The organism is Liquorilactobacillus ghanensis DSM 18630 (assembly GCF_001435235.1).
Classification (GTDB): Bacteria; Bacillota; Bacilli; order Lactobacillales; family Lactobacillaceae; genus Liquorilactobacillus; species Liquorilactobacillus ghanensis.
On the sequence record NZ_AZGB01000016.1, the window covers coordinates 59,154 to 83,927 of the forward strand.

Here is a 24,774-nt window from a genome sequence, read left to right on the forward strand (position 1 = left end):
GAGTTATGAATAACTATTATCATGAAAAATTAAATAAACAGAGAATTCAAATTCTAGAGGGAATGTTGCAACGACTTAATTCATGGGATGAGACTCTTTCACAAGCAGAACTTATTTTTAAGGAAAATAAGTTGCAAATTGCTGAATTAGAAAAAATGGGTTTTTCGGTGAATAAGCTTGGTCAAACAGATCGTAAATTGGTAAAGCAAATTATTGCTATTTATCAGCAGATGTTGACTAAAATTCAACATGATAAGGCTGAAACCAAGCGCCAAGTATTGGAGTTAACCTATTCTCGCGGAGCGATGAAGGCGTATTTAGATCGAGAACGGCGGCGTTCACTAATTGATTTTGATTTTTAGGAGTTGGAAAGAATGGGATATCAAGAGGTTAACAATAGCTATTTGAAAAATCAGGTGATGGGGGCTTCACCAATCAGATTGGTGATTATGCTTTATGAGGGTGCGATTCGGAGTATGAAGATTGCTAAAGCAGCAATTGAAAAACAAGATGTCGTTCAAGCGCATACTCAGTTAGTTAAAGCACAAAAAATTATTGCTGAATTAAAAAATTCTGTTAATCCAGAAGTTGATGTAACAATTTCACAAAATCTAGTAAACTTATATGATTTTTGCAATGAACAACTGTTTCAAGCTAATCTTCAAAAAGATAGTTCATTGGTTGATAGCGCGATCAATACGATGACGGAGTTACTGGATTCTTGGAAACAATTGGAACAAAAAAAGGATTAGTTCTTAAAAAAGCTCTAATTGATTCATGATTAATGAATCAGTTAGAGCTTTTTTTGAAGATATTATTTATCGATTTGTTGCAGTAACTTGGTTACTTCAGGATCATTAGGAATAATATCGGCTAATGTTTTGAGCAGAGGCAAGGCAGCTTGTTGTTGCTTACCGGCAATTAATGCCCGAATTTTAATTTTTATATTGGCAGCTAATTGTTGAAATTCTTGCTGGTTTTGGATGTCCTTTTTTTGTTGGAGATCAAAGTTAGCGATTAAGCGTTTAATTAAATGATTAGCAGGGTGATAAATTTCTAATGCAGCTTTTAATAAAGCAAAGTAAGCAGCCTGCTTTTCATTATCTAACGCTTTCAAGGCTTTATCAAGGTATAAAGCAAATTGAAATTCAGCTGGTAAAAAGATGGATGGTTTATCAGTGAATAATTCATTCCTATAAATGGTATGTGCAAAAGATAAGGTATTTTGAATATACGGTTTCAATTGGTTCTTTACATTTTCTAAAAGAATTTGATTACTTAGAATATAGTTTCGTCGTAAGGTCATTAATAGTAATTCACGTTGTGGACATTTTTTCCAACATTTTTCAATTTTAGTAATAAAATCAGGAATTTGATTAACTTTTCGAGAGTATTTATCACTAATTGAAGAAACCAGTTCTAATAGTTCATCATAATTCAATCCAGCAACAAGCTCATTAGGATTTAATTGTCTATCAATATAAATTAGCAATAAATCTTCAAACGGTGGCTGACAAGTCAAGGAATGTTTTTGCAACTTTCTCCAAGCTAATTTGCCTGCTGGTGTTTCTTGATTTATTTCAGCTTGTTGTAACAGTAAATATGGATTTCTCGAGCTATTAATTAAGGTCAGTTGCTGATTGAGATTGTTTAAATCAGCAATAGACAATTTGTTTTTAAAGTTGTTAATGAATTTAGCTAGTTTATTCATTTTGCTAAGATCATTATCCTGACTGAACTGATCAAAAAGTATTTGCAGTATTCTTGAAGAGTTAGTTTTAGTACAAGCTGTCAATAATAATGTAGTCGTTTCTGGAGAGCTCATAATACCATCATTTAAGGGTAATCGGCTGGCAAGTTGCTCGATCGATGACCAATTTTCATTATCAAGGTATAACTTGATAATGATGTTAGCCATTGAGAAAAGAATCGCATAGCTCACACGCTCGGCTAAAAAAGGTGTATATTGTCGGACAAGAGCCTGTTTTTCTTGTTGTATATGCATGAAGTTAGTTAAATACTCATCAAAGATTGGAAATAGATTATTCAAGGAGTTTTTTTGATAAAGTGCCGTGAAAGCGTAGGAGTCTAGGATACATAAATCATAGTTTCTTAACTTAATAGTTGGAATATATTGTTTACATAGTTTGAGAACTTCATCCCAGTTTTTCTCTAACGTATAGCACATCAACATATAGCCTAAAGAAGATATTGCAAAAACATTATCTTTATTATTTTTGACAGGGATAGTTTTCCAATTTTCAAGAGCTAATCGTGAGTAATAAATTACTTTGTCACGTTCTGCACGTGTGTGTTTATCAAAACCAGCAATTAATTGAGCCCAGGCATGCATATCCTGAGGATTTTGAGCTAATAAATTTTTTAACAATTTTTCATTTCGTTCGCTTTTATGATTATTTAAGTTTCTCGCATAACCATAATGGTGAACAAAAGAATTAACATATTTGATAGGCGAGTAAATTGGTGAAAGTCGTTCATGGACGGTATCAATAAATTCAAGATTTTTCCAGATGCGGGAACAGCGAGTAACTTCATTAATTTTATAACTGGAACCAGCGGTGTCTGCATAATTATACTGATTATATGCTAGTGCAAAAAAGTTTTTTTGTTCATTTTTATCATTAAAAAATGCAACTAATTCTTCGACATCATCAAACCACTCATCATCATCTAAAAACATGAACCATTTACCATGAGCTTCTTTCAAACCAGCATTTCGAGCAGCTGCAAAGTCATCACACCACTTGAAATGAACCACTTTATCAGCATATTTTTCAGCTATAGCTAGAGAACCGTCACTATTTTCTGGTCCAACTGTATCAACAATAATTAATTCACTAGGCACTTGGGCTAAAAGTGGCTGTAGTGATTCCATACAATTGCGAATGGTTTTAATACTATTTGAAACTAATAAAGAAATTGTCAGGGTAGTTGTATAAGCCCTTTGATTTTGACGAACAAAATCATTAATTTTTTGTTGTCGTGTGAAATCGGTCATTTATTAATTACTCCTTAAGTTCGATTTTAATTAAGCTAATACAGTTGATATCGGATAAAAAGATGAGAATTTAAACAGTATTAGAAGATATCCGGCAATTCTAAGCTTAAAGTTCCTTAATAATAGACGATAAATAAAAACAGGACAGAATAATTGATTAAGGAAGATAAAATAATGATTTTTCTAAAAAAGAAACGACGATTATTGGACCTTTTAAAAACAACGGTTCAGATGATTGATCTAATAAAAAACAAAAATCAATCTGAAGTAATTAATAATTGCCAAGAAGCGGTTAAAACAATTGCTGATAGCCTTGAAGGTGAACTGGCAGAGGGTGAAACTGTTTTTAATGATTTGCAAACTATGTATGACCTCTTAACACTAATTGATCAGCAACAAGTTGATCTTACTTCGGAACTGATCTTTAAAATGAAACAACTGCTGGTCCTGATTGTCGATAAATTAGATAAACTTATTCCGGTTAAACTAAATATTGCTTTTATGCCGTATAAAGTAACCATGTGGGATAGTTTGGCGTCAATCTATGAAGCGGCTAAGCAGGATCCTGATTGTACTGCTAAGATTATACCGATACCGTACTATGAAATTGCAGCTGATAAGACGACATCAGTTTATGAAGGAGATCTTTTCCCAAATGATATTCCAATCGTTCCATATAATGAATATGACTTAGCAAAAGAAGAACCGGATATTATTTTTATTCATAATGCGTATGATCAATATAATGATTTTACACAAGTAAATAAGCGATTTTTTACATCTAATTTAAAACAATATACTGATATGTTGGTATATGTTCCGTATCATATTACTAGTTTTAGTAAAATGGCTCCAAATAGACCATATATTACGTATGCAATACCAACGATGGTAAATATTGATAAAATTATTGTTGCTGGACAATTTGTTAAAGATGCAGCAATAAAATATGGAATACCTGAGGAAAAAGTTTTAGTACTAGGTTCTCCAAAGATGGATGCAGTCCGTCAAGCTATTAAGGATAAGAAAAAGATACCAAAAAAATGGCAAAAAAAATTAATAAATAAATACGTATTCGCTTTGGATACAAATTGTATGGATTTTGTTAATAATCAGTTTTATGAATTTGCTTATATTGAGCAAGTCTTTGATGCTACCAGAATGATTCCCAATTGCGCTGTAATCTGGCGACCACATCCTTTAACTAGGATTTCGATAGCTCATTATATTCCACAAATGTTAAGTATGTATGATAATTGTATAACAGAAATTAAATCTGAATCTAGCAGATATCCAAACATCATATTGGATGATAGTTCAGATTACTTGTCTTTTTTTAAAGCTTCAGATGCCTACATTTCCGCAACTAATTCGTTAATGGCAGCTTATACATTAACTGACCAACCAATCATTATTTCTGCAGGGAAATTGGGGAATAGTATTTTATTATCAGATGAGGCTTTTTATCATTTTTATGATCCGAATTATCCATGGTACAAGATTGCCAAAAATCTGGTCAATGGAAAAGATCCTAAAAAAAAGTTGCGTCACAATTTAACTAGTCAGATATATAGCTATACAGATGGCACAAGCGGTAAAACAATTTATCAAGAGATTAAAAAAGAAACTATTTTGAAGATGACGGGTGAACTTAAATGAATTTAGCACTAATTATTGCTGGTGGAGTTGGTCGGCGAATGCATCAAGATATACCTAAACAATTTTTAACTGTTGATAATCGTCCGGTAATTATTCATACATTGGAAGCTTTTCAAAAGCATCCAAGTATTGATGCAATTGCAGTTGCTTGTGTTGCTGGTTGGGAGAAAGTTTTACGAGCTTATGCTAAACAGTTTAATATTACTAAATTAAAGTTCATTGTACCCGGTGGAGAAAATGGTCAGGATTCAATTCGTAATGGGTTATTTGAATTAGAGAAACATTATGACAAACAGACGGTGGTTTTAATCCACGATGCAATTCGACCAATGATTTCAGAAGATATTATTTCTGATTGTATTGTTACCGTGCAAAAGTTTGGTTCAGCAATTGCAACGATTCCTTGTGCAGAAGCAATGATGGAAACGGAAAATGGTCAAGTTTCGATTGGCAGCTATCCTCGGGAAAAATTGTTACGAGCACAAACGCCACAAGGGTTCCGTTTAGGAAAATTATGTTCGATGCATCGAAAAGCTTTAGCAAAGGGAATCACTAATTCTGTTGCATCATGTACAATGTTTGCTGAATTGGGAGAGAAAGTGCATTTTTCATTGGGTTCAGAAAAGAATATTAAATTAACAACAACTGATGACTTAGAAATCTTTAAAGCACTATTATCGGTAAAAAAATCCCAATGGTTAAAGCATTGATGGAGAATTAATTTATGAAAAATTTAAACAAAATATATCAAGGCGATCTCAAAACAGCACTTGCAAATTCATTACAAATCGAACAACTCGCAGGAAAATCAATCTTGGTTACCGGGGCGACTGGTACGATTGGCTCTTTTTTAGTTGATGAATTTTTAGAGTATAACAAGCTGCATCAAAACAAGATAGAGATTTTTGCTACTAGCCGTAGTTTAGAGCATTTGCAGAATGTTTTTCAAGAACAATCAGCGGAATTGCATTTTATTGAATTTAATAATCAGCAACCAATAAAATTTGATTTTCAGGTCGATTATATTATTCATAATGCGGGTAACGCCTATCCGAGTGCTTTTAAACAAGATCCGGTTGGAACCATTATGGGTAATACCATGGGAACCTATAATCTGTTGCAATATGCTCACCAAAATAAAATTAAACGTTTTTTGTATGTATCTTCGGGAGAAATTTATGGTCAAGAAGCAGACTTGACAACTGGATTTAATGAAGACTACACAGGACATGTTGAACCATTAAGCAGTCGATCATGTTATCCCAATAGTAAACGAGTGTGTGAGACACTATGTGCATCTTTTGCTGAACAATATCATTTGGATATAGTTGTTGTTCGCCCATGCCATACCTATGGGCCAAGGATAACCGATAATGATAATCGGGCGCACGTGCAGTTCTTAAAAGCAGCCTTACAAGATGCTGAAATAACACTTAAAAGCCAGGGAAAACAATTACGCTCATATTGTTATGTTGCTGATTGCGCAGCCGGAATTATAACTACTTTATTAAAAGGACAAACTAATTATGCTTATAATATTGCCAATTCTAGTTCGGTTACTACGTTGAAAAATTTAGCCGAAACAATAGCTAAACTAGCTGGTAAAAAAATTGAATATTGCAAATTAGAACAGACTAGAAATGATTCGCCGATTCAACACCAGGTTTTGAGTGCTGCTCGACTTGAAAAACTTGGTTGGCAAGGAAAGTATGATTTAGTTTTAGGATTGCAACATACCTTAAGTATTATGCAGCAAGAGGAGTTGGAAGAAAGTGCTCGAGAAATTAAAACAGCAAGTTTATGAAGCTAATATGCAACTGTCACAGTTGGGACTAGTTAATTTTACTTGGGGAAATGTTTCAGGAATTGATCGTGAACAGGGGCTATTTGTTATTAAACCTTCGGGAGTTCCTTATGAACAGCTAAAACCAGCTGATTTGGTAGTAGTTGATTTAAAAGAAAATGTTATTGAAGGAAAGTTACGACCATCCTCAGATACACCGACACATGCAGTTTTGTATCGTCAATTTCCGGGAATTAGAGGCATTGCTCATACCCACTCTCCTTGGGCGGTAAGTTTTGCGGCTGCAGGCCGACCAATTCCGATTCTTAATACAACCCATGCTGATACTTTTTATGGTGAAATACCAGTTTCTCGAGGATTAACGGCTACAGAAATCAATGATGATTATGAAGAAAATACTGGTAAGGTAATTGTCGATACTTTTAATAAACAGCATTTATCACCATTTGAAATGAAGGGAATTTTAGTTAATCAACATGGACCATTTACTTGGGGAATGGATGCAAAAGAAGCAGTTTATAACGCTAAGGTTTTAGAAGTTGTGGCGGAAACAGACTACCATACAATGATTTTGAATCCAACTGTAAAATCAATGAGTCCTAATTTGTTGAACAAGCACTATTTACGTAAACATGGGGAAAATGCATATTACGGTCAAAAAAATTAAGTTGGGGTAAAGATGAATTATTATTTAAAAGAAATTAAACCGCTTAACAGTCGTTCAAATAAAACCGGTGGAGCAAAAATAAGACAAGATGTTGAAAAAATCTTGAGTAAACAGAATTTTACTGCAATAGCTATACCTAATATACCGCGGTTAGGTAATATTGATTATATTTCTGTCAGTTTATTAAATCATTACCGGGTCATGCGTTTATGGCAAAAGAGAATAGCTTTTTTAAAAGAAGGGGATAATTTAGTAATTCAATTTCCTTTAATTATTCAACATTCTATTTTTTTAAAACGTGTACTAAAGAGTTTGACTAGAAAAAAAATAAAAATAATTTTGATTATTCATGACCTTGAATCATTGAGAGTTACTAAAAGGCAGGATATTTCTATTATAAAACAATTTATTTTAAATAAAGAGGAAAAACTATTTTTGAAATATGCTTTCAAAATTATTGTTCACAACTCTACTATGAAAAGATACTTAATTAAACAGGGATTTGAAAAACAAAAGCTAATATCAATAGAAATTTTTGACTATTTAATTTCTAATTTTGATAAAAACAAATTTGAAAGTCGTAAAATAGCTAAAAATCAACCTATCATTATTGCGGGTACCCTACGTTACCATAAAGCTAGTTATATTTATCACTTACCATCAAACGTAAAATTTAATTTATATGGTGTTGGTTATGATGAAAAAATTCAACAATCAAATGTGAATTATAATGGAGCATTTTCTCCTGAAGAATTACCATATCGGCTTGATGGAAGTTATGGACTAGTCTGGGATGGTGACAGTATTTATTCATGTACAGGAATTTATGGAAAGTATCTGAGGATTAATGATCCGCACAAACTTTCACTTTATTTAGTGGCTGGTTTGCCAGTTATTATTTGGAAAGGTGCAGCCCAAGCTGATTTTGTTAGGAAAAACGGCTGTGGATTGATTATTGATTCACTAACAAATATTCAAAGTATAATAAATTCAGTTTCCAATGAAAATTATTTGTTAATGAAGAGGCGAGCCCAAAAAATGGGAGAAAAACTGCATTCAGGTTTTTTTTTGAAAAAACTATTAAATCAATTGATTTAGGTGATATTGATGAAAAAACGTGTTATTGGTATACCAATTTATAAACATAATTTAAATAATACAGAAAAGGTTTCATTGCAACGAATAAATCAATGCTTTAAAAATGAAGCTATTGTATTCATTGCTCCAGTCAATCTAGAATTTGATTTTACTAAGGTACTTTCAAATTATAAAGTGTTTCGTTATCCGAATTATTTTTTTAAAAATCGTAGAACTTATAGTCAGCTATTGCTCTCTACCGCTTTCTATGAGTCATTCAAAGAATATGAGTACTTACTAATTTGTCAATTAGATGTATTCGTGTTCTCAAATCGTTTGAATGAATTTTGTAATTTAAATTATGACTATATTGGTGCACCGATGTATTTTCCATTTGGTTCAAATGTAGGAAATGGCGGATTTTCACTTCGAAAAGTTACTAGTTGTATTAGAATGCTAAAAATGAGAGATAGAATATATCTCAATAATCCTTGGCAAACAAGTTTAGAAATGATGGAAGATCAATTTTTTTCTTATTGTGGAAATAGACCAGAATTGAGTTTTAAAGTGTCAGATATTGAAGTAGCAGTTAGGTTTGCAATCGATGCGTGCTTTGAAATAAAAAATGAAAAAAATATTCCATTTGCTATTCATAAGTTTAATTTTGTTTCTTCTCCATGGAAAAAAAGAATTTTCGATTTAGGTTTTAAATTACCCCAAGTTGCTACAAGTGAAATTCAAGCTTTTAAAAGAGGCGTTGAGCAAATGCAGCTTTGCTTTTGGGAGTATAAGTTATATCAGTCTCCAAATTTAACAAAAATAAAAAGGACTTTTAAAACAGTATTTCCTTTGAAAAATGTGTCAATTTGGGGCTTGGGAACTAATGGTAATCGGTGCCAGAATTTGTTTAACTTAGTAGGAATAAGAATATCATGTGTTTATGATAATGCTTTTACATATACTAAGATGATAGATGGTGTATTGTATACAAATTTTCAACAATTTGGTTTGATAAAGGGTCTGCCGATTTTAATTACGACAGTAGATTATGAGGATGAGATATCTGGTAAACTGATTGATTTAGGGCTTAAAAAAAATCAAGACTTTTTTTTGTTTAGTGAAATTGAAAAAGAAGTATTAAGCAAATATTTTGATAAGCAATAAGTCATTCTTAAAGAAATTTTGGTTTGCTTAGAAAGATATAACAGCAAGAATTAAGTATAATTCCGATAAGGATGCTAATTTTTTAAAATTTAAAGACAGAATGGATAGAAATATAAACTAATCTTAAATAATTATATATCATAAAGATGTTTTTTGTGGAAATTTGGAGCCAAGAGAAATTATTATTTTAATTCATGATAAATTATTTGATGTAGAATTAAAATGCCAATTACTTTATCTTAATTCAATAAAATTGCAAGGAGGGGAGTAAGAATGTTAACAATTGGAATTACAACACATAACCGTTTACCTATATTAAAAAAGATGGCGAGTTCTTTATATGAATCAGATCTGGATGTGCCTTATCATATTAGAATATATGATGATGCATCAACAGAATATGGTGTAAGTACCTTAAAAAAGTTATTTCCAGATGCAACATCAATTCATAGAAACCCAAAAACAATTAAAGCAGATAAAAACAGTTATTTAATGTATCAAGATTTTTTAAAAACCAGTGATCAATATTTTTTTAATGCTGATTCAGATTTAATTTTTAGAAAAGATTGGCTTATAGTAGGAATGAAATTAATAAAAAAAACTGATGGTGTTTTGACTCTTTTTAACGAACTTAAAACGAAGAGTATAGATATAAACACGCCTATTATCAAAGAAATTGAAAGTAGTGGGGCAGCAGGGATGCTATTGTCAAGAAATTGTGTAAACGAAATAATAAATAAGTTTACAATAAAATCTATTCATGGCAGAGTGCCTATGTTTGATATTAAATGGTGTGAGTATTTAAAAAGTAGGGGGATTAGAATTTTTAGTGTTGAAAAAAGTCTTGTCCAACATATAGGATTAATTGGTCAAAATTGTAAATTTTCTTCTTATGCTTTTGGTAAAAATTTTGCGGTTGATTCTGTAACTCAAGGTCAAATTTTTAATGACTTGCTACTGGATATTGCAAGCGCTCAAAATACTATGCAACCGGCATATTATTTGTTTCCTTTTGCTGAAGTTCCTAAAAAAGCTAGAGTAATAATTTATGGGTATGGCCATGTTGGTATTAATTATGTTAATCAAATAAAAAAAAGTGGTTATTGTCAATTGATTGGTGTGGTTGATAAAAATTGGAGAGAAATTAATAAAAGTTTTGTAAAAGATCCTAAATATATAAAAAAATGGGATTTTGATTTTATTGTTTTAGCAGTATTCTCTACTAAAGACGCATTTGAAATAAAAAAGAAGTTATTGAGTGAAAACGTTAGATATAAAAACAAAATAATATTTAAAACGTATTTAATAAAATAAAGCTCGTTAAAATGTCACGAGATTACAAATAATTTGTGTAAATGAATAAAAAACCTATTGAAAAATTTATGATTAAAACTACAAAAATCAATATTAAATAATTTTTCGCCAATAATTCAAAATAGCTATTAATCGTTAATCGTATCTTGCAAGCTAAGTTAACTTGCTAGGTTAATGACATTTATGAACGTAGTGGCTTTTAATACTAGTAATTACTATAATATTCAGTACTTTTGTTTAACTGATTCCGAATATGGCATGTTGAGAGGATGTTTGGTTCTTATTATTCATTCACCTACAGCTGTTTCTAGCATTGTTGCTCAAGTAGTTAAGAAGGTTGAAGCTCGTAAAGTGCTTGTCATTATAGTGCTTGAGGAAAACAATACCCCCTTTTTAAAACGGTGGGGATAACTAATATTATATTTTTTACTATTCGGGTACGGAATTGATCTTGTGCGATGTAAGTCAATAATATTTTTTAAAAGTTTGGCAGGATAAATTTTTGGTATTATTAGATAATTGTTTCTTAATTGAGAAGTAATTTTATACTAATTTTAATAATTTAACTTAATTTACTAGTGCTTTGGTTAGCTATATTCAAAATGATATTTATAATTTATCTTTACAAATAACATTTATAAAAGAAGGATTATTATGTGGGATGAAAAGCGTCATAGCTTAGTGTTAGAAACTGAATTAAAAAAGAAGGAAAAAGTTATACGAAACAGAAACATAATAGTATGGGGCACGGGTGATGGAGGAGAACTTGTTTATAAAATCTTAATAAAACATAAAAAAAATATAAATGCGTTTGTAGATAAGAAAGCTAAAACAGGTAAATATTATTTTCATAATTTACCAGTTTATGATCTAAATACTGTATCAGCAGAAAAAAATTTTCTAATAGTATCATTCTTGAAAAAAGATTTAAATGCTTTAAAAAAATTGCGTGATATGGGATTTAAATCTGATGATTATTTGTATATTGAAGCAGAAGGTGGATATTACAGAGAAGATGTAAATTATCATGAATGTTTTGTAGGGCGAGGAACCTATGGATATGAACGTTTGATGGAGCGAGGAATATTTTGTGATAAAATAGGGCGTTATTGCTCAATTAATGAAACAGCTCGAATTGTTGAAAACCATCTGCTTAGTGCAGTAACGACATCGCCAATTATAGAAAATGAAATTATTCCATTAAGTAATTTTTCTAAAAATAAGAATCGATGCTTACCTAATTCTAAAAGAATTAATTCGAAAGTAACTATCGGTAATGACGTCTGGATTGGTTATCGGGTAATTATTTGTCAAGGGGTAACTATTGGAGATGGTGCCATTATAGGGGCTGGGGCAGTGGTTACAAAAGATGTGGCTCCGTATACAATTGTTGGCGGTGTTCCTGCAAAAGAGATTAGCAATCGCTTCAGTGATGAAATAATTGCGAAATTTTTGAGAATTAAATGGTGGGATTGGAGTCTTGAAAAAATTAATGACAATTTAGAGTTGTTTTATCAACCTGAGAAATTTGTTAAAAGGTTCTATTCATGAATAAAAACAACTAACATCAAAATTTGTTTAATTTAATGTTAGTTGTTTTTTAATGGCTTTAAACAAGAAAATTTTAGCCGATAATACTAAAGAATTTCACTTTGATAATTATTTTGAAATTATATTTTTCTAAGTGGACAGTATCTGTCACTTAAAAGGTGATAATGGATAAAAGTGAAAAAATCAATCCTTTATTAATGGAGTCTGAATGGGTATCAATTAAAGCAAGAAAATAATAAAGCTATGTAACATATACAATTTGGAAAGAAGTCAATATTTGTCTGAACCAGCTAAAAAAGTGTCGAATATCCAATTCAGTCAAGCGATTTTGATAACTTTTACTCGTATACTGAGTGCCCTGATCAGTATGCAAAATCAGTTGCTCATTGATCGTTTGATTACTAATTGCTTGGTCCAAGGTGTGTAGCACTAAAGCTGAAGACGTTTTATACTACAAGGTCGATTCAGCAGAACTAGTTCTTGTAGGATTTTTCTAAGAATCTTACCAGCGCCATAGCGCTTCTCACTAGTCAGCCCAATGCGACTGATGCGTTCTTTTAAATCTTTGGTTTCACGCTCCCACTTGGTTGGTTCGTGATGTAACCAACGGTAATAGTCGGGGTGGCTGACAGATAATACTTAGCACATCATCGAAATAGTATGGTTTCCAACATCACTTTTTTATTTGATCAATGGATAAATCAATCTTTTGCCAACATCCCCAGCGCTTTTTTAGAATCAGGTTTTCCTCTTCCAATCGTTTAATTCGTTTGGATTGAGCCTTAGCTTCATCAGCAGTTAAGCCGTTAACAGGCGACTTTTGACTACCAGAAACCCATTTTAAAATAGTGGAGTAACCAACACCATATTCTTTAGCTAATTCAGGAGCTGACTTAATTTTGTGTTGATATAAATCAATAATATTTTGCTTGAATTCGGTAGGATAGCGTTTTAACATTATGAAACAATCCCTTCTTAATTAAAAAATAATTTTACACTTTCACAAAAGTGGTAAATTTTATATTAACTATAGTATATAAAAAAGAAAGGAAGTATATTAAATTTGATAGATAAAGAGCGTCATAAATTAGTTCTTATGAATGAAATAAAGAAAAGAGAAAAAATAATTAAAGGAAGAAATATAGTTGTTTGGGGAACAGGAGAAGGTGGGGAATTTGTATATGAATGTTTAAAAAAACAAATAGATTTTTTTGTGGATAAAAAAGCAGACGCAAGAAAGTACAGTTTTCATAATTTGTTAGTTCGTAAACCAGAGATATTAAATCCAGAACATCATTTTGTAATTATTTCTTTGTTGGGAAAAAATAGAGTAATATTGAATAAAATTAAAAATCTTGGTTTTAAGATTAATGACTATATATATATTTGTGACTCAATGGGCTATTATAGAGATGATGTAAATTATAAGAGGTGTTTAATTGGTAGAGGAACTACAGGATATGAAGAATTCCTTCAATTAGGAGGGCCTTGTAAAAGGATTGGAAGATTTTGCTCAATTAATGAAACTGCTAGAATTGTAGCCAATCATCCGACAAATTTAGTAACAACTTCAAATGTGTTATACGTGGGAGAAAACATAGCATTTAATAATCATGAAAAATATAATTTGAAATATGGTAAGAATTTGCTAAACGCGGCACCTTTTGACAAATTTCCGGTTACAAAAAATCCTTCAATTATTATTGGAAATGATGTATGGATTGGTTGTCGAGCAATAATCTGTCCAGGTGTCACTATTGGAGATGGTGCTATTATAGGGGCTGGGGCAGTGGTTACAAAAGATGTGACTCCCTACACAATTGTTGGTGGGGTTCCAGCAAAAGAGATTCGCAAACGCTTCAGCGATGAAATAATTGCAAAATTTTTGAAAATTAAATGGTGGGATTGGAGCCTTGAAAAAATTAATGCCAATTTAGAGTTATTTTATCAACCTGAAAAATTTGTTGAAAAGTTCTATCAGGAATAAAAACAATTAACATCAGAAGGACTGAGTGCTGTAAAATTGTTTGTTTGACTATTAAAGATGGAAAACTCTATTTTCGCAGAGAATCAGAAATTTATAATCAGATTTTGCTTATTTTATTTAATGATAATTACTTAAATCAATTGAAGATAGATTATTCAAAAAAAATAGTAACCAAGATTTTAAGGAGCTTCAACTAGGATTATTATAAGCGTATTAAAAATTGTCTGAAAATAAATAATTTAATTTTATTAAATGTTGTGAGCTGGTTAATGATCAGATAATATTTTGAGAATTACATATAAGTCATCATTTGATGTAATTTCAAGTATTATGGATAAGAATCCGTGAACATTCTAACGTAACTTATGACAAGTTTAGCGGTATTAGGCAGTAAATACAATTCAAATTAAAGTGGTGTAATTTATGTCAATCGGTGTATATGCGTTTAATGGAACATCTGGGCATTGGAAAGATGTAGAATTAACAAAAGACTGTGGTGTTATACCTTATTTGTTGCATAAAAAATATGGTTATCAGGCAGTAATGGTAACTACTAAAGATGACAATGAAACCTATTCGAGCTTGATTGAAAAAGTTCCAGGTATACAAATAGACTATCTAGCTGATAGTAAAAATTTTATAGAAGCTCAAATGAGATACCTAAAGGAAAATTATGCAAAAATAGATTTATTGCTCTTACGTGGACCTTACACAGCTTATTTTGGTTTTCTAAGATTATATAGAAAATTACGTCCGGACGGAAAAGTATACATTGCGTTAGATGCTAATTCTCTGTGGATGGATCGAATAGATTGGCAAGCTGCGGATTTTCAGCTTTTTCTAAGCCAATGTGATGTGATAGCAACCAGTAGTCGGGTAATGCAACATTATTTGAGTATTAAATGGCCATTTAAAATAGAGTACATTCCTAATGGCTTCTACAATTTTGCAGATATAGATTTGCACGTGGATTTTAAAAAGAAGTATAATACAATTTTGACGGTTGGTCGAATTGGTACCATACAAAAGAATAATCAACTACTTTTAGATACATTTGCAACAATAGCTGATCAACTGCCGACTTGGAATGTAAGATTAGTTGGGCCGATTCAACCAGAATTTGAAAATTATTTGCGACAATACTTCATGAAATTTCCAGCTTTAAAAAAGCGAATAGTTATGGTAGGGGAACTTAATAGCAAGGCTGATCTTATGAAAGAGTATCAGCAGGCAAAAATTTTCACTCTAACTTCGCAAGTTGAAGGAGGCACTCCTAATGTTATTGCCGAATCTTTATTTGGCGGATGTTACCAGGTATTAACTAATTTCGATGCAGCTAGCGAAGCAATTGATCAAGGAAATTGTGGAGTAGTGGTTAAAGACCAAACTGATTTAGCTCAACAACTGTTGAATTTGTGCCAGGATTCAGAATGTTTGTTAAAGGGACAAGAAGCAGCTATAGCGTTTGCAAGAAGAAATTATGATTTCAATCAAATAATTCAACGATTACACTATTTGCTATTTGGAGATGTAACTGAATGAAACTATTTGAATTTAAAGATACTCGAATGCTTTTTAATGACTTTAATGGTCAGCAGCAACTCATTCTAGATTATGCACCTTTAAAAAATCATAGTAATAATTCTACATATACACGAAATCAACGGGGGCATCTAGAAAATAATTATATTCCTTGGCTAGCTCAAATTTTTAAGAGGGTTGCTCAATGGCAAGAAAATGGTCAATTGAACGGAAATGGAATTGATTATTTATTAACTAGCTTGTTAATAATACAACAATTAATTAGTAAGCAGCGAAATTTTCGCATTTTAGAAATTGGTTGTGATACTGGGGCACTGAGTGTTTTAATTGCGGAAATATTGAAAGACTTCAATTCAACTAATCGTTTGATTTGCGTGAGCGAAGAACAGGTCAACACTGAACAGGATCGATGGCTGCAACTAATGTCAACCTCTCCGGCGGCCGACATTGTCTCACGTTATATTGGTGATTTTACTGAGTTACCATTTGCAGAAAATTACTTTGATTTAGTGATTATTAATGGAACAACTGAATTTAAACAGACAAAACAGGTTTTTCAACAGGCAGCATTAGTTTTGCGAAATCAAGGGACCTTATATGGAATTGCTGATCAGCGACCGGATATTGATCAAGTTTATATGAAAAAATTAAAATCTTCAGTATCATATGCTCTTAGTAAAACTGCGACGATCTGGACAAAAAAATTATCTGCTAAAGATAAGGATAGCTTAATTGATCAGCTGTTCCGAGTACAATTTACCAAAATTAAGCAGAAAATTAGTGATAATTTAGTTGCTATAACAGATTTAATTACTAAATTAAATCAACTAACAAATCCTGAGTTGGATGCTCTAATCAATGCAGTTAATCGAACTGAAGATTTAGTAATAGCGATTTACAACCAGTTAATTAGTGTCAATTTAAAACAATATTTAAATGAATTGAAAGAAGCATTAATTAAATACCGATTGAGCTTGGGCGAAAAGGACAGCTTATTTAATATTTGTCAGGAGAAACTTAAATGTGTTAAACAAGAAATAAAAGAAAGTGAAGATTTTAACGAAAATCACTTTTAATCAAGATTTCTAGTAATTCTTGGCAAGAGTATAGTTAAAGCTAATGTTAAAAAAGCTACCAGCGAGTTTTTGGTATACCTATACAGCAAATCTCATTCTCAATCTCCAAGTACAGCCTATGTTTAAAAAATTAAATTAACTTTTTGCTTGATAAACCTTAAATAAACTAAAAATTAGACGATATGAAAGGTAATGCTGTTTTAAGGAACGGTTAATTTAAATAATTAGGCAGGGAGAGTGCGACATGAGAAAGAGAGAACGTAGTGTTGGTAATTATTTTGGCGGGATGCTGATAATTGCAGCCTTAGTAGCAGTTATTGCAATGCTGATTTGTTCGTATGTTACTACAAGCAAGTTATTAGATAAACGTAATATACTCAGTCAACAAGGGGCAGCAACAGCCTTAGTAGCTGATAAAACCAATTTGAGGCATGTAACCGAAAAAGAGTTAAAGGGATTATTAGGTCTTAGAGAACTTCAAGGAAAGACTTATAATTTATCGCAGATTCGCCATACGCTGCATGCAGTAAAAAATGGCAACTCACAAATTAAGCAAATTGAGTTTGGCACCGATCAAGGCAAGACGGTTACCTTTACACAATTACCAGCTGGATTTGATCCACGGACGCGGCCATGGTACAAAGATGCAATTGCTAAACCTAATCAGATAGTATGGACGAACCCGTATAAAGATGCAACTTCAGGTCAGATGGTTACAACAGCATCAATTATGGTTAAGAATGCCAGCGGACAAAAGGCAGTTTTAGGTATTGATGTTTCTTACAGCAGTGTTGCTAAAACAATTTCTAATCTTAAAATCAGCCGCACCGGCAGTGTTACATTAGTTGCCAAAGATGGGACAGTTATTACTTCCAATGGGAAGTCTAAAAACTACACTTTTAAAGCAGGCCAAAACATTAGCAACCGGGCTATTTTCCGAAAAATTGCGGCTGCTCCGAATTCTCAGGGAACGTTGCAACTGAATGATAACCGAATCAGAAAGGTTTATTACGATCGCGGCGGTGATGGTGACACTAATAGCTATGCATTTGCGGTGGTGGATCGCAGTGATTTGAGTACTGAATTACACTCATTAGTTATTATTTCAATTGTGGTAGCCATCATTATGATACTGCTCGTTGGACTATACGGTTTATATGTAACTAAAGTTCTTAAGAGGATGGCAGCTGTCTTCATTGATCGTTTCAAAGCGGCTGAAAAAGGTAAATTTACTAAAATCAAAGCATTTGACGGCGGCAGTACTCTCAGCCTCTTGAATAATTCTGAAAAATTGGGACAAAAATTCAGTGCACCGGATAAGGACGGGCAAGAATTTAATCGAATTGCTTATTATTATAACCAAATGGTTGGTGAAATTAGTAAATCATTTAACAAGGTTCAAGGAGAAAGCGAGAATGTCGCTAATAAATCTGATTCACTGTTAGGTTTATCCAAACAAACTAATAAGGCAACCGAAGAAGTAGCACAAGCGATTACCGGAATTGCCCAAGTTACTACGTCGCAAGCTCAAGAAACGTCAGATAGTGTCAGCCAGTTGAAGAACCTGTCAGATGTCATCACAACTTTACACAAGAATGTGGAGCAAATGAATGAAAAGTCAGTTGATGCTGGTAAGATGAATAAGCAGAATCTTGATGTTACCAGTCAAGTAGCTGACAAATGGAACCAAGAATTGACTAAGATGCAAGAGTTGGAAAACAGTGTTAGTCATTTAAATGAACAAGTTAAAAATATCGACAAGATCGTTAATGTAATTGATGGGATTTCACGGCAGACCAACTTACTAGCTTTGAATGCTTCAATTGAAGCTGCCGGTGCTGGTGAAGCTGGCAAGGGATTCGCAGTTGTGGCGACTGAAATCCGCAAGTTATCCGATCAAAGTAAAGATTCAACCAAAAACATCAGCGATATTTTAGGTAAGATTCGTATTGATTCCGAAGAAATGGTCAAAAAGATGAGTGCGTCGGTTGCTGGTGGTAAAGAGCAAACAGATTTGATTGATCAGGCAATCGGTTCGTCTAAGACAGTTTTTGGTGTAAATAAGAAACTTATTGAAGATATTCATGAAATCGAACAAGCCAGTGGTAAAATTGCTGAAGTTCAGGGTAAGATCGAAGAAAGTCTGGAAAACATTTCAGCTTCTACTGAAGAAAACTCAGCCGGTGCTGAAGAAGTTTCAGCTAACTCAGAAGAAGTTCAGGCAACGATGGAAGAATTTACTAACCATGTATCAGAGTTGCAAAAGACAGCTGATGAGTTGAAAAAAGTTGTGGCAGCTTTCGAATTTGAAAAATAAACGATTTCAGTTAATGAATTAAATTATTATGGAACAAACAGCAAGAGGAATTTCATCTTCTTAGCTGTTTTTTTTGTCAATTTATTTTGGTTCTTTTATTTAAATCACTTAATTTTTTATAAAAAATTCCGATATTAATAAATGGTGAGCTAATTAAAAGAAAGGTGCTAAGGCGTATGAAAAATAGCAAAAGTTTGGGAAAAATAATTGGCAAAGCAGTATTAGGGATTACGCTACTAACAATTATTGTATTGGTAACCAGTTCCTATCTATCGACTAAAAAGTTATTGACGCAAAGGAACCAGCTTAGTCAGCAAAGTGCAGTTAATACGTTAGTGTCAACTAATAGCAGTTTGCAAAGTTCAACTGAACGAGAATTAGAACAATTAGCTGATTCATCCGTATTTAAACAGAGCAAATATAATTCAAGATCAATTCGTCAAGGATTAAACATGGCACGTAAGAGCAATACTCAGTGGATTCATATTCATTTTGGCTCTGCTAAGGGTGAAATGATTACCTTTAATAAATTGCCTACTGGTTATGATCCGCGTACCCGCTTATGGTATACCGGAGCAATAAACAATGATGGTCAAATTTTTTGGACCACACCATATAAGAGTACTGATACCGGGAAAATGCAGACTACGGCATCTATAACCGTGAAAAACTCTCAAGGTCAAGTGATTGGAGTTTTAGGAATTGATTTATCCTATAACAATTTGGATAAGACGATTTCGGCAATGAAAATTGGTCGAACTGGCAGTGTCACGTTAGTTGCTAAGGATGGAACTATTTTGGCATCCAAAGGAAAATCAAAGCATTATACGTTCAATAGTGGTCGAAGTATTAAAAATAATGCGATTTTCAAAGCAATATCAGCAGCCAAAAGTAATTCTGGCATTTTAAAAGTTAAGAATAAAGACATCGGTCAAATCTACTATAATAAAGCCAACAATAGCAATTGGGCATTTGCTGTTGTTGATCGTAATGATTTAAGCAGTGAATTGCATTCGTTAATTATAATTTCATTGATTGTTACAATTATAATGTTGATAGTCGTTGTTTTATATGCTATGTATACTTCCACGGTTCTTAAGGCAACTGTTGCCGTGTATATCAAACGGTTTGAAGAAGCCAGTCAGGGTAAATTCATCAAAATCAAACCATTTGTTGGCGGCAGTACTGTTAGTTTGTTGAATAATCCAGGAGAAATGGGCAAAAAGTTCAGTTCCCCAGATAAACATGGGCAAGAATTTAATCGGATTGCATATTATTATAATTTAATGGTAGATTCTGTTGGAAAAGCAATTGGGAAAGTTCAAGGTCAAAGTGATACTGTGGCCGATAAGTCGGATTCATTATTGGGATTATCCAAGCAGACTAATAAGGCAACCGAAGAAGTAGCACAAGCAATTACCGGAATTGCTCAGGTTACAACTTCACAAGCTCAAGAAACTTCAGGCAGTGTCAGTCAACTGAAGAACTTATCAGATGTCATTCAAACCTTGCATAAAAATGTTAAACAAATGAACAAACGCTCGGCTAGTGCCGGTAAATTGAATCAACAGAATCTTGATTTCTCTGGTCAGGTAGCTGATAACTGGAAGCAAGAGCTGACTAAAATGCAAGAATTGGAAGCCAGTGTTAGTCATTTAAATGAACAAGTGAAAAATATTGATAAGATTGTTAATGTAATTAGTGGGATTTCCCGGCAGACTAACTTATTAGCGTTGAATGCTTCAATTGAAGCTGCCGGTGCTGGTGAAGCCGGCAAAGGCTTTGCAGTTGTCGCAACTGAGATTCGCAAGTTATCCGATCAAAGTAAGAGTTCAACCAAAGATATCAGTGATATTTTAGGCAAAATTAGAACAGATTCCGAGGAAATGGTCAAGAAGATGGATGCTTCCGTTGCCGGTGGCAAAGAACAAACTGACTTGATCGATCAAGCAATTGGTTCATCTAAAAATATCTTTGGCGTAAATCAAAAACTTATCAAGGATATTCAAGAAATCGAACAAGCTAGTGGTAAAATTTCTAAAGTTCAAAGCAAGATTGAAGAAAGTCTGGAAAATATTTCGGCTTCAACTGAGGAAAATTCCGCTGGTGCTGAAGAAGTTTCGGCTAATTCAGAAGAAGTTCAAGCGACAATGGAAGAATTTACCAACCATGTTGCCGAATTGCAAAAGACAGCTGACGAGTTGAAAAAGGTTGTTGCAACCTTTGAGTTTGATAAATAAGTCGTTTAACCAGTAAATTAAATTATTACAGAATAAGTAGCAAGAGAGCATTGTTTCTGTTGCTGCTTATTTTTTCACAAATTATTTTTTAAATTTTTGCTTAATTGACTTAATCTTTTACAAAAGATTCCGATATTAATAAACAGTAGTCTAATTAATAGGGAAGGTGTTAAACTATATGAAAAGCAAGAAAAGTTTAGGGAAAATAATCGGTGAAACAGTTTTGGGAGTTACACTGTTAACGATTATTGTACTGGTAGTCAGTTCTTACTATTCTACTAGGAAACTATTAACGCAAAGGAATCAGCTTAGTCAGCAAAGCGCAGTCCAATCTGTGATGAGCAGTAATAACAACTTTAAGGACTCGACGCAAAAAGAGTTAATTCGGCTTTCTTCTGAAAACGCATTCAGCAATAAAAAACCTAATGATAATCAAGTTAAGCAGTTTTTACGAAGCGCACAAGACGCTAATGCTCAAATCAAATACAGTGGTTTTGCGACAACTGATGGTCATTATCTAACTTTGACAACAATGCCAAATAACTATGATCCGCGTATCCGGCCGTGGTATAAATCAGCAGTTGCGCATCAAGGAAAAGTTATGTGGACTGCGCCTTATAAAGATGCCGGAACCGGTCAACTCGTGACAACGGCTTCGTTAGCATTTAAAAATAATAATGGTCAACTAAGAGTTTTGGAACTTGATTTATCTTATGATAGTATCAGCCGAACATCATCAAATATGAAAATTGGTCGAACTGGGAGCGTGACACTTGTTCATAAGGGTGGAACGGTAATCACTTCGAATGGCAAATCAAAGGATTTTACTTTTAAGCAAGGAAAGAATATTAAAAACTCAACTATTTATCAAAAAGTTGCTCAGGCTAAAAATAAAAAAGGGCTATTGGAAATGCCTAAAGTCGGGACGATCTATTACGATAAAGGCAGTGACAATTGGTCTTTTGCGGTAGTTGATAGTAATGATTTAAATAGTGAACTGCATTCACTAATTAAAATTTCACTATTGGTTACAGTTATAATGTTGATAATCATTATTTTGTATGCTATGTACACTTCTAAGGTTCTTAGGGCAACGGTTTCAGTTTATATCAAGCTTTTTGAAGAGGCTAGTCAGGGACGATTTGCTAAAATCAAGGCGGCTGCCGGTGGCAATACTTTCAGTGTATTGATTAATCCCAAAGAGATGGGCAAAAAAATGAGTTTGCCAGATAAAAATGGGCAAGAGTTTAATCGAATCACGTATTATTACAATGAAATGGTGGATTCTGTTGGCAAAGCGATTGGCAAAGTCCAGGGACAGAGCAATCATGTAGCCGATAAATCGGACTCATTATTAGGTTTGTCTCAACAAACCAGCAAAGCAACTGAGGAAGTGGCACAGGCAATTACCGGGATTGCTCAGGTTACAACTTCACAAGCACAAGAAACCTCAAGTAGTGTTAGTCAGCTTAAAAACTTGTCAGATGTCATCACAACGCTGCACAAAAATGTTGAGCAAATGAATAAACGTTCAGCTAATGCCGGCAAGTTGAATCAACAGAATCTTGATCTTTCGGGTCAGGTAGCCGACAATTGGAAACAAGAATTGACTAAGATGCAGGAGTTGGAAACCAGTGTCAGTCATTTAAATGAACAAGTTAAAAACATTGATAAGATTATTAATGTAATTAGTGGAATTTCCCGTCAGACCAACTTGTTGGCTTTAAATGCTTCAATTGAGGCTGCTGGTGCTGGTGAAGCTGGCAAAGGCTTTGCGGTTGTCGCAACTGAAATTCGCAAACTCTCAGATCAAAGCAAAGACTCAACGAAAGATATCAGTGATATTTTGGGTAAGATCCGCGTTGACTCAGAAGAAATGGTTAAGAAGATGAGTGCATCAGTTGCTGGGGGCAAAGCACAAACCGGCTTGATTGACCAAGCAATCGGTTCGTCTAAGGATGTCTTTGGTGTAAACCAGAAACTTATTCAAGATATCCAAGAAATCGAACAAGCCAGTGGTAAAATTGCTGAGGTTCAAAGTAAGATCGAAGAGAGTTTGGAAAACATTTCAGCTTCGACTGAAGAAAATTCTGCCGGTGCTGAAGAAGTTTCGGCTAACTCAGAAGAAGTTCAAGCAACGATGGAAGAATTTACTAATCATGTGGCTGAGCTGCAAAAGACAGCTGGTGAGTTGAAGAAGATCGTTAAAACGTTTGAGTTTGAAAAATAACAATTATATTAGTGGAGCCAAGAAGTCCTCTGGATGAAATGACCCCTAAAAAAAGTTAGACTTTTATGGAGTGGAGAAATCCACTCCTTTTTTACAGCAAAATTGAGTGTTAGAGAGTGTGAAGACACTTTTAAGGGTCAAGCTAAGTAATACGAATGGTAGTAAAAATGGAAAATATAGTTTGGTTTTGAAAAAAAACCAGCGTTTTGAAACGCTGGCAAGTATATAAGGGCTTACGACCCTAGAGTAAACCACTCTTTTGGTGGGTAGTTATTTGAAAAGGTCTGAATGCGATCCAGTATCAATGAATCGAACAAACTCACCATCATATTTATAAATCAGTAACCAATCAGGTTTTATATGAAGATCTCGCTCTGGTTTACGATTGACTAAAGGATGATCATTATAATATGGTTCCAGTGGCTTATCACAAAGTAATTTTTTATAAACAGTTTCAAAGTCTTCTTTATGGTAGCGACCACCCTTCAAGACGTTTTTATAATGCTTTTTAAATTGGCGTTCAAAGGCTGGTTTATAAATACATTCAGTCATTTAGCCAAGTCAATCCATCTTTAGGATTATCAAATTCAACATAATCTCGACTCTTAATAGCTTTGTTTAAACGAGGGGTTGGTTGAGACATTTCAAAAGGTATTCCGCCAACCTCAATTGATTTCTTTGCAAAAATTCTAAAAGCTTCTCCTGGAGTTAAACCGATCCGTTTAAGTACCAATTCAAATTCTTTTTTCTCTTTATCGTCCATTCTGAAATGCACTTGATTAGTCATTATACTCACCTCTATTGTTATGGTACCAAGTGGTACCATAAACTTCAAGTATTAATGCTTATCTGAAATTAACCAACTCATAGCGAGAATCGATTAGTTAAAGAGGAGAGTGCCAAGAAGTTTGTGTAAATGGAAATTCCTTTCTCCTGAAAAAAATTAATTTGTTAATCGAAAAGTGATCCAAGTGTATCCTTAACTTTATCGAATCTTTAGTGAATTCTTTTAAAACTCATTTCGTTATAGTTTATTACTTGAACCCCAATGAAATTAGCTAAAGATTTTTCATTAGGAAATTGTTCTTTAGACTTGGTCACTTAAATCGTATCATAGGATGCCCTGT

At 33.2% G+C, this 24,774-nt stretch carries 21 protein-coding genes and 1 pseudogene; 17 read left to right on the plus strand and 5 right to left on the minus strand.

Going from position 1 to position 24,774, the window contains the following annotated elements:
• Nucleotides 1-5: 5 nt before the first annotated feature.
• Together FC89_RS05830 and fliS are read left to right on the plus strand one after the other, a co-directional pair.
• Nucleotides 6-362, plus strand: coding sequence for a hypothetical protein (locus FC89_RS05830; RefSeq protein WP_057871617.1), 357 nt, complete (start codon nt 6-8; stop codon nt 360-362).
• A 12-nt stretch (nt 363-374) separates the two neighbouring features.
• A complete protein-coding gene (gene fliS, locus FC89_RS05835; RefSeq protein WP_057871618.1) occupies nt 375-752 on the plus strand; it encodes a flagellar export chaperone FliS in 378 nt (125 codons plus the stop codon).
• Nucleotides 753-814: 62 nt separating this feature from the next.
• Here the strand turns inward: fliS and FC89_RS05840 are convergent, their stop codons facing one another.
• Nucleotides 815-3,019, minus strand: a complete 2,205-nt coding sequence (locus FC89_RS05840) for a glycosyltransferase (protein WP_057871619.1) — start codon at nt 3,017-3,019, stop codon at nt 815-817.
• Nucleotides 3,020-3,193: 174 nt separating this feature from the next.
• Here FC89_RS05840 and FC89_RS05845 point away from each other — a divergent pair, with 174 nt between their 5' ends.
• The 9 genes from FC89_RS05845 to FC89_RS12925 all read left to right on the plus strand — a co-directional run bounded on the left by FC89_RS05845 (nt 3,194) and on the right by FC89_RS12925 (nt 12,255).
• The gene (locus tag FC89_RS05845; RefSeq protein WP_057871620.1) at nt 3,194-4,678 is read left to right on the plus strand and encodes a glycosyltransferase family protein; all 1,485 of its coding nucleotides are present in this window, start codon (nt 3,194-3,196) and stop codon (nt 4,676-4,678) included.
• Nucleotides 4,675-5,388 (plus strand): IspD/TarI family cytidylyltransferase, encoded by a 714-nt coding sequence (locus FC89_RS05850; RefSeq protein WP_057871621.1) that lies wholly within the window; start codon nt 4,675-4,677, stop codon nt 5,386-5,388. Before FC89_RS05845 ends, FC89_RS05850 begins: the two co-directional genes overlap by 4 nt.
• 14 nt (nt 5,389-5,402) lie before the next feature.
• Nucleotides 5,403-6,482, plus strand: a complete 1,080-nt coding sequence (locus tag FC89_RS05855) for an NAD-dependent epimerase/dehydratase family protein (protein WP_057871622.1) — start codon at nt 5,403-5,405, stop codon at nt 6,480-6,482.
• Complete coding sequence (locus tag FC89_RS05860; RefSeq protein WP_057871623.1) at nt 6,451-7,149, plus strand: L-ribulose-5-phosphate 4-epimerase; 699 nt, start codon at nt 6,451-6,453, stop codon at nt 7,147-7,149. Before FC89_RS05855 ends, FC89_RS05860 begins: the two co-directional genes overlap by 32 nt.
• A 12-nt stretch (nt 7,150-7,161) precedes the next feature.
• Entirely contained in the window at nt 7,162-8,247 is a 1,086-nt protein-coding gene (locus FC89_RS05865; protein ID WP_057871624.1) for a glycosyltransferase, read from the plus strand.
• A 9-nt stretch (nt 8,248-8,256) separates the two neighbouring features.
• On the plus strand, nt 8,257-9,390 hold the full coding sequence (locus tag FC89_RS05870; protein ID WP_057871625.1) for a DUF5672 family protein: 1,134 nt from the start codon (nt 8,257-8,259) through the stop codon (nt 9,388-9,390).
• 273 nt (nt 9,391-9,663) lie between these two features.
• Complete coding sequence (locus tag FC89_RS05875) at nt 9,664-10,704, plus strand: glycosyltransferase (protein ID WP_057871626.1); 1,041 nt, start codon at nt 9,664-9,666, stop codon at nt 10,702-10,704.
• A gap of 183 nt (nt 10,705-10,887) precedes the next feature.
• A complete protein-coding gene (locus FC89_RS12830) occupies nt 10,888-11,115 on the plus strand; it encodes a hypothetical protein (protein ID WP_057871627.1) in 228 nt (75 codons plus the stop codon).
• Between the two features lie 243 nt (nt 11,116-11,358).
• Nucleotides 11,359-12,255, plus strand: a complete 897-nt coding sequence (locus FC89_RS12925) for a CatB-related O-acetyltransferase (RefSeq protein WP_057871628.1) — start codon at nt 11,359-11,361, stop codon at nt 12,253-12,255.
• A gap of 241 nt (nt 12,256-12,496) precedes the next feature.
• Here FC89_RS12925 and FC89_RS13020 read toward each other — a convergent pair whose 3' ends face one another.
• Nucleotides 12,497-12,685 (minus strand): DDE-type integrase/transposase/recombinase, encoded by a 189-nt coding sequence (locus FC89_RS13020; RefSeq protein WP_083485425.1) that lies wholly within the window; start codon nt 12,683-12,685, stop codon nt 12,497-12,499.
• Between the two features lie 243 nt (nt 12,686-12,928).
• On the minus strand, nt 12,929-13,213 hold the full coding sequence (locus FC89_RS05890; RefSeq protein WP_057871629.1) for an IS3 family transposase: 285 nt from the start codon (nt 13,211-13,213) through the stop codon (nt 12,929-12,931).
• 744 nt (nt 13,214-13,957) lie between these two features.
• On the opposite strand from FC89_RS05890, the pseudogene FC89_RS12840 reads away from it, so the two are divergent.
• From FC89_RS12840 to FC89_RS05920, 6 genes and pseudogenes are all read left to right on the plus strand, one after another.
• Nucleotides 13,958-14,242 (plus strand): annotated as a pseudogene (locus FC89_RS12840) (CatB-related O-acetyltransferase); the annotation flags it as partial.
• Between the two features lie 423 nt (nt 14,243-14,665).
• Nucleotides 14,666-15,784, plus strand: coding sequence for a glycosyltransferase family 4 protein (locus FC89_RS05900; RefSeq protein WP_057871631.1), 1,119 nt, complete (start codon nt 14,666-14,668; stop codon nt 15,782-15,784).
• Nucleotides 15,781-16,860 carry a class I SAM-dependent methyltransferase gene (locus FC89_RS05905; RefSeq protein ID WP_057871632.1) on the plus strand — a complete coding sequence of 360 codons (1,080 nt, stop codon included), beginning with the start codon at nt 15,781-15,783 and terminating at the stop codon, nt 16,858-16,860. The genes FC89_RS05900 and FC89_RS05905 overlap by 4 nt, the downstream gene beginning before the upstream one ends.
• A 244-nt stretch (nt 16,861-17,104) precedes the next feature.
• The gene (locus FC89_RS05910; protein WP_057871633.1) at nt 17,105-19,177 is read left to right on the plus strand and encodes a methyl-accepting chemotaxis protein; all 2,073 of its coding nucleotides are present in this window, start codon (nt 17,105-17,107) and stop codon (nt 19,175-19,177) included.
• 176 nt (nt 19,178-19,353) lie between these two features.
• Nucleotides 19,354-21,417, plus strand: coding sequence for a methyl-accepting chemotaxis protein (locus tag FC89_RS05915; protein WP_057871634.1), 2,064 nt, complete (start codon nt 19,354-19,356; stop codon nt 21,415-21,417).
• Nucleotides 21,418-21,595: 178 nt separating this feature from the next.
• Nucleotides 21,596-23,647, plus strand: a complete 2,052-nt coding sequence (locus tag FC89_RS05920) for a methyl-accepting chemotaxis protein (protein WP_057871635.1) — start codon at nt 21,596-21,598, stop codon at nt 23,645-23,647.
• 270 nt (nt 23,648-23,917) lie between these two features.
• Here the strand turns inward: FC89_RS05920 and FC89_RS05925 are convergent, their stop codons facing one another.
• Nucleotides 23,918-24,199 carry a type II toxin-antitoxin system YafQ family toxin gene (locus FC89_RS05925; protein WP_057871636.1) on the minus strand — a complete coding sequence of 94 codons (282 nt, stop codon included), beginning with the start codon at nt 24,197-24,199 and terminating at the stop codon, nt 23,918-23,920.
• Nucleotides 24,192-24,434, minus strand: coding sequence for a type II toxin-antitoxin system RelB/DinJ family antitoxin (locus FC89_RS05930; protein WP_057871637.1), 243 nt, complete (start codon nt 24,432-24,434; stop codon nt 24,192-24,194). The genes FC89_RS05925 and FC89_RS05930 overlap by 8 nt, the downstream gene beginning before the upstream one ends.
• Between the last annotated feature and the right edge of the window lie 340 nt (nt 24,435-24,774).

What these genes read in the sequence shown, in the direction of transcription:
- fliS (WP_057871618.1), top strand. Translation starts at nt 375, where the DNA reads ATGGGATATCAAGAGGTTAACAATAGCTATTTGAAAAATCAGGTGATG.
- FC89_RS05905 (WP_057871632.1), top strand. Translation starts at nt 15,781, where the DNA reads ATGAAACTATTTGAATTTAAAGATACTCGAATGCTTTTTAATGACTTT.
- FC89_RS05865 (WP_057871624.1), top strand. Translation starts at nt 7,162, where the DNA reads ATGAATTATTATTTAAAAGAAATTAAACCGCTTAACAGTCGTTCAAAT.
- FC89_RS05850 (WP_057871621.1), top strand. Translation starts at nt 4,675, where the DNA reads ATGAATTTAGCACTAATTATTGCTGGTGGAGTTGGTCGGCGAATGCAT.
- FC89_RS05875 (WP_057871626.1), top strand. Translation starts at nt 9,664, where the DNA reads ATGTTAACAATTGGAATTACAACACATAACCGTTTACCTATATTAAAA.
- FC89_RS05920 (WP_057871635.1), top strand. Translation starts at nt 21,596, where the DNA reads ATGAAAAGCAAGAAAAGTTTAGGGAAAATAATCGGTGAAACAGTTTTG.
- FC89_RS05845 (WP_057871620.1), top strand. Translation starts at nt 3,194, where the DNA reads ATGATTTTTCTAAAAAAGAAACGACGATTATTGGACCTTTTAAAAACA.
- FC89_RS12925 (WP_057871628.1), top strand. Translation starts at nt 11,359, where the DNA reads ATGTGGGATGAAAAGCGTCATAGCTTAGTGTTAGAAACTGAATTAAAA.
- FC89_RS05890 (WP_057871629.1), bottom strand. Translation starts at nt 13,213, where the DNA reads ATGTTAAAACGCTATCCTACCGAATTCAAGCAAAATATTATTGATTTA.
- FC89_RS05870 (WP_057871625.1), top strand. Translation starts at nt 8,257, where the DNA reads ATGAAAAAACGTGTTATTGGTATACCAATTTATAAACATAATTTAAAT.
- FC89_RS05925 (WP_057871636.1), bottom strand. Translation starts at nt 24,199, where the DNA reads ATGACTGAATGTATTTATAAACCAGCCTTTGAACGCCAATTTAAAAAG.
- FC89_RS05930 (WP_057871637.1), bottom strand. Translation starts at nt 24,434, where the DNA reads ATGACTAATCAAGTGCATTTCAGAATGGACGATAAAGAGAAAAAAGAA.
- FC89_RS05900 (WP_057871631.1), top strand. Translation starts at nt 14,666, where the DNA reads ATGTCAATCGGTGTATATGCGTTTAATGGAACATCTGGGCATTGGAAA.
- FC89_RS12830 (WP_057871627.1), top strand. Translation starts at nt 10,888, where the DNA reads ATGAACGTAGTGGCTTTTAATACTAGTAATTACTATAATATTCAGTAC.
- FC89_RS05830 (WP_057871617.1), top strand. Translation starts at nt 6, where the DNA reads ATGAATAACTATTATCATGAAAAATTAAATAAACAGAGAATTCAAATT.
- FC89_RS05910 (WP_057871633.1), top strand. Translation starts at nt 17,105, where the DNA reads ATGAGAAAGAGAGAACGTAGTGTTGGTAATTATTTTGGCGGGATGCTG.
- FC89_RS05855 (WP_057871622.1), top strand. Translation starts at nt 5,403, where the DNA reads ATGAAAAATTTAAACAAAATATATCAAGGCGATCTCAAAACAGCACTT.
- FC89_RS05840 (WP_057871619.1), bottom strand. Translation starts at nt 3,019, where the DNA reads ATGACCGATTTCACACGACAACAAAAAATTAATGATTTTGTTCGTCAA.
- FC89_RS05915 (WP_057871634.1), top strand. Translation starts at nt 19,354, where the DNA reads ATGAAAAATAGCAAAAGTTTGGGAAAAATAATTGGCAAAGCAGTATTA.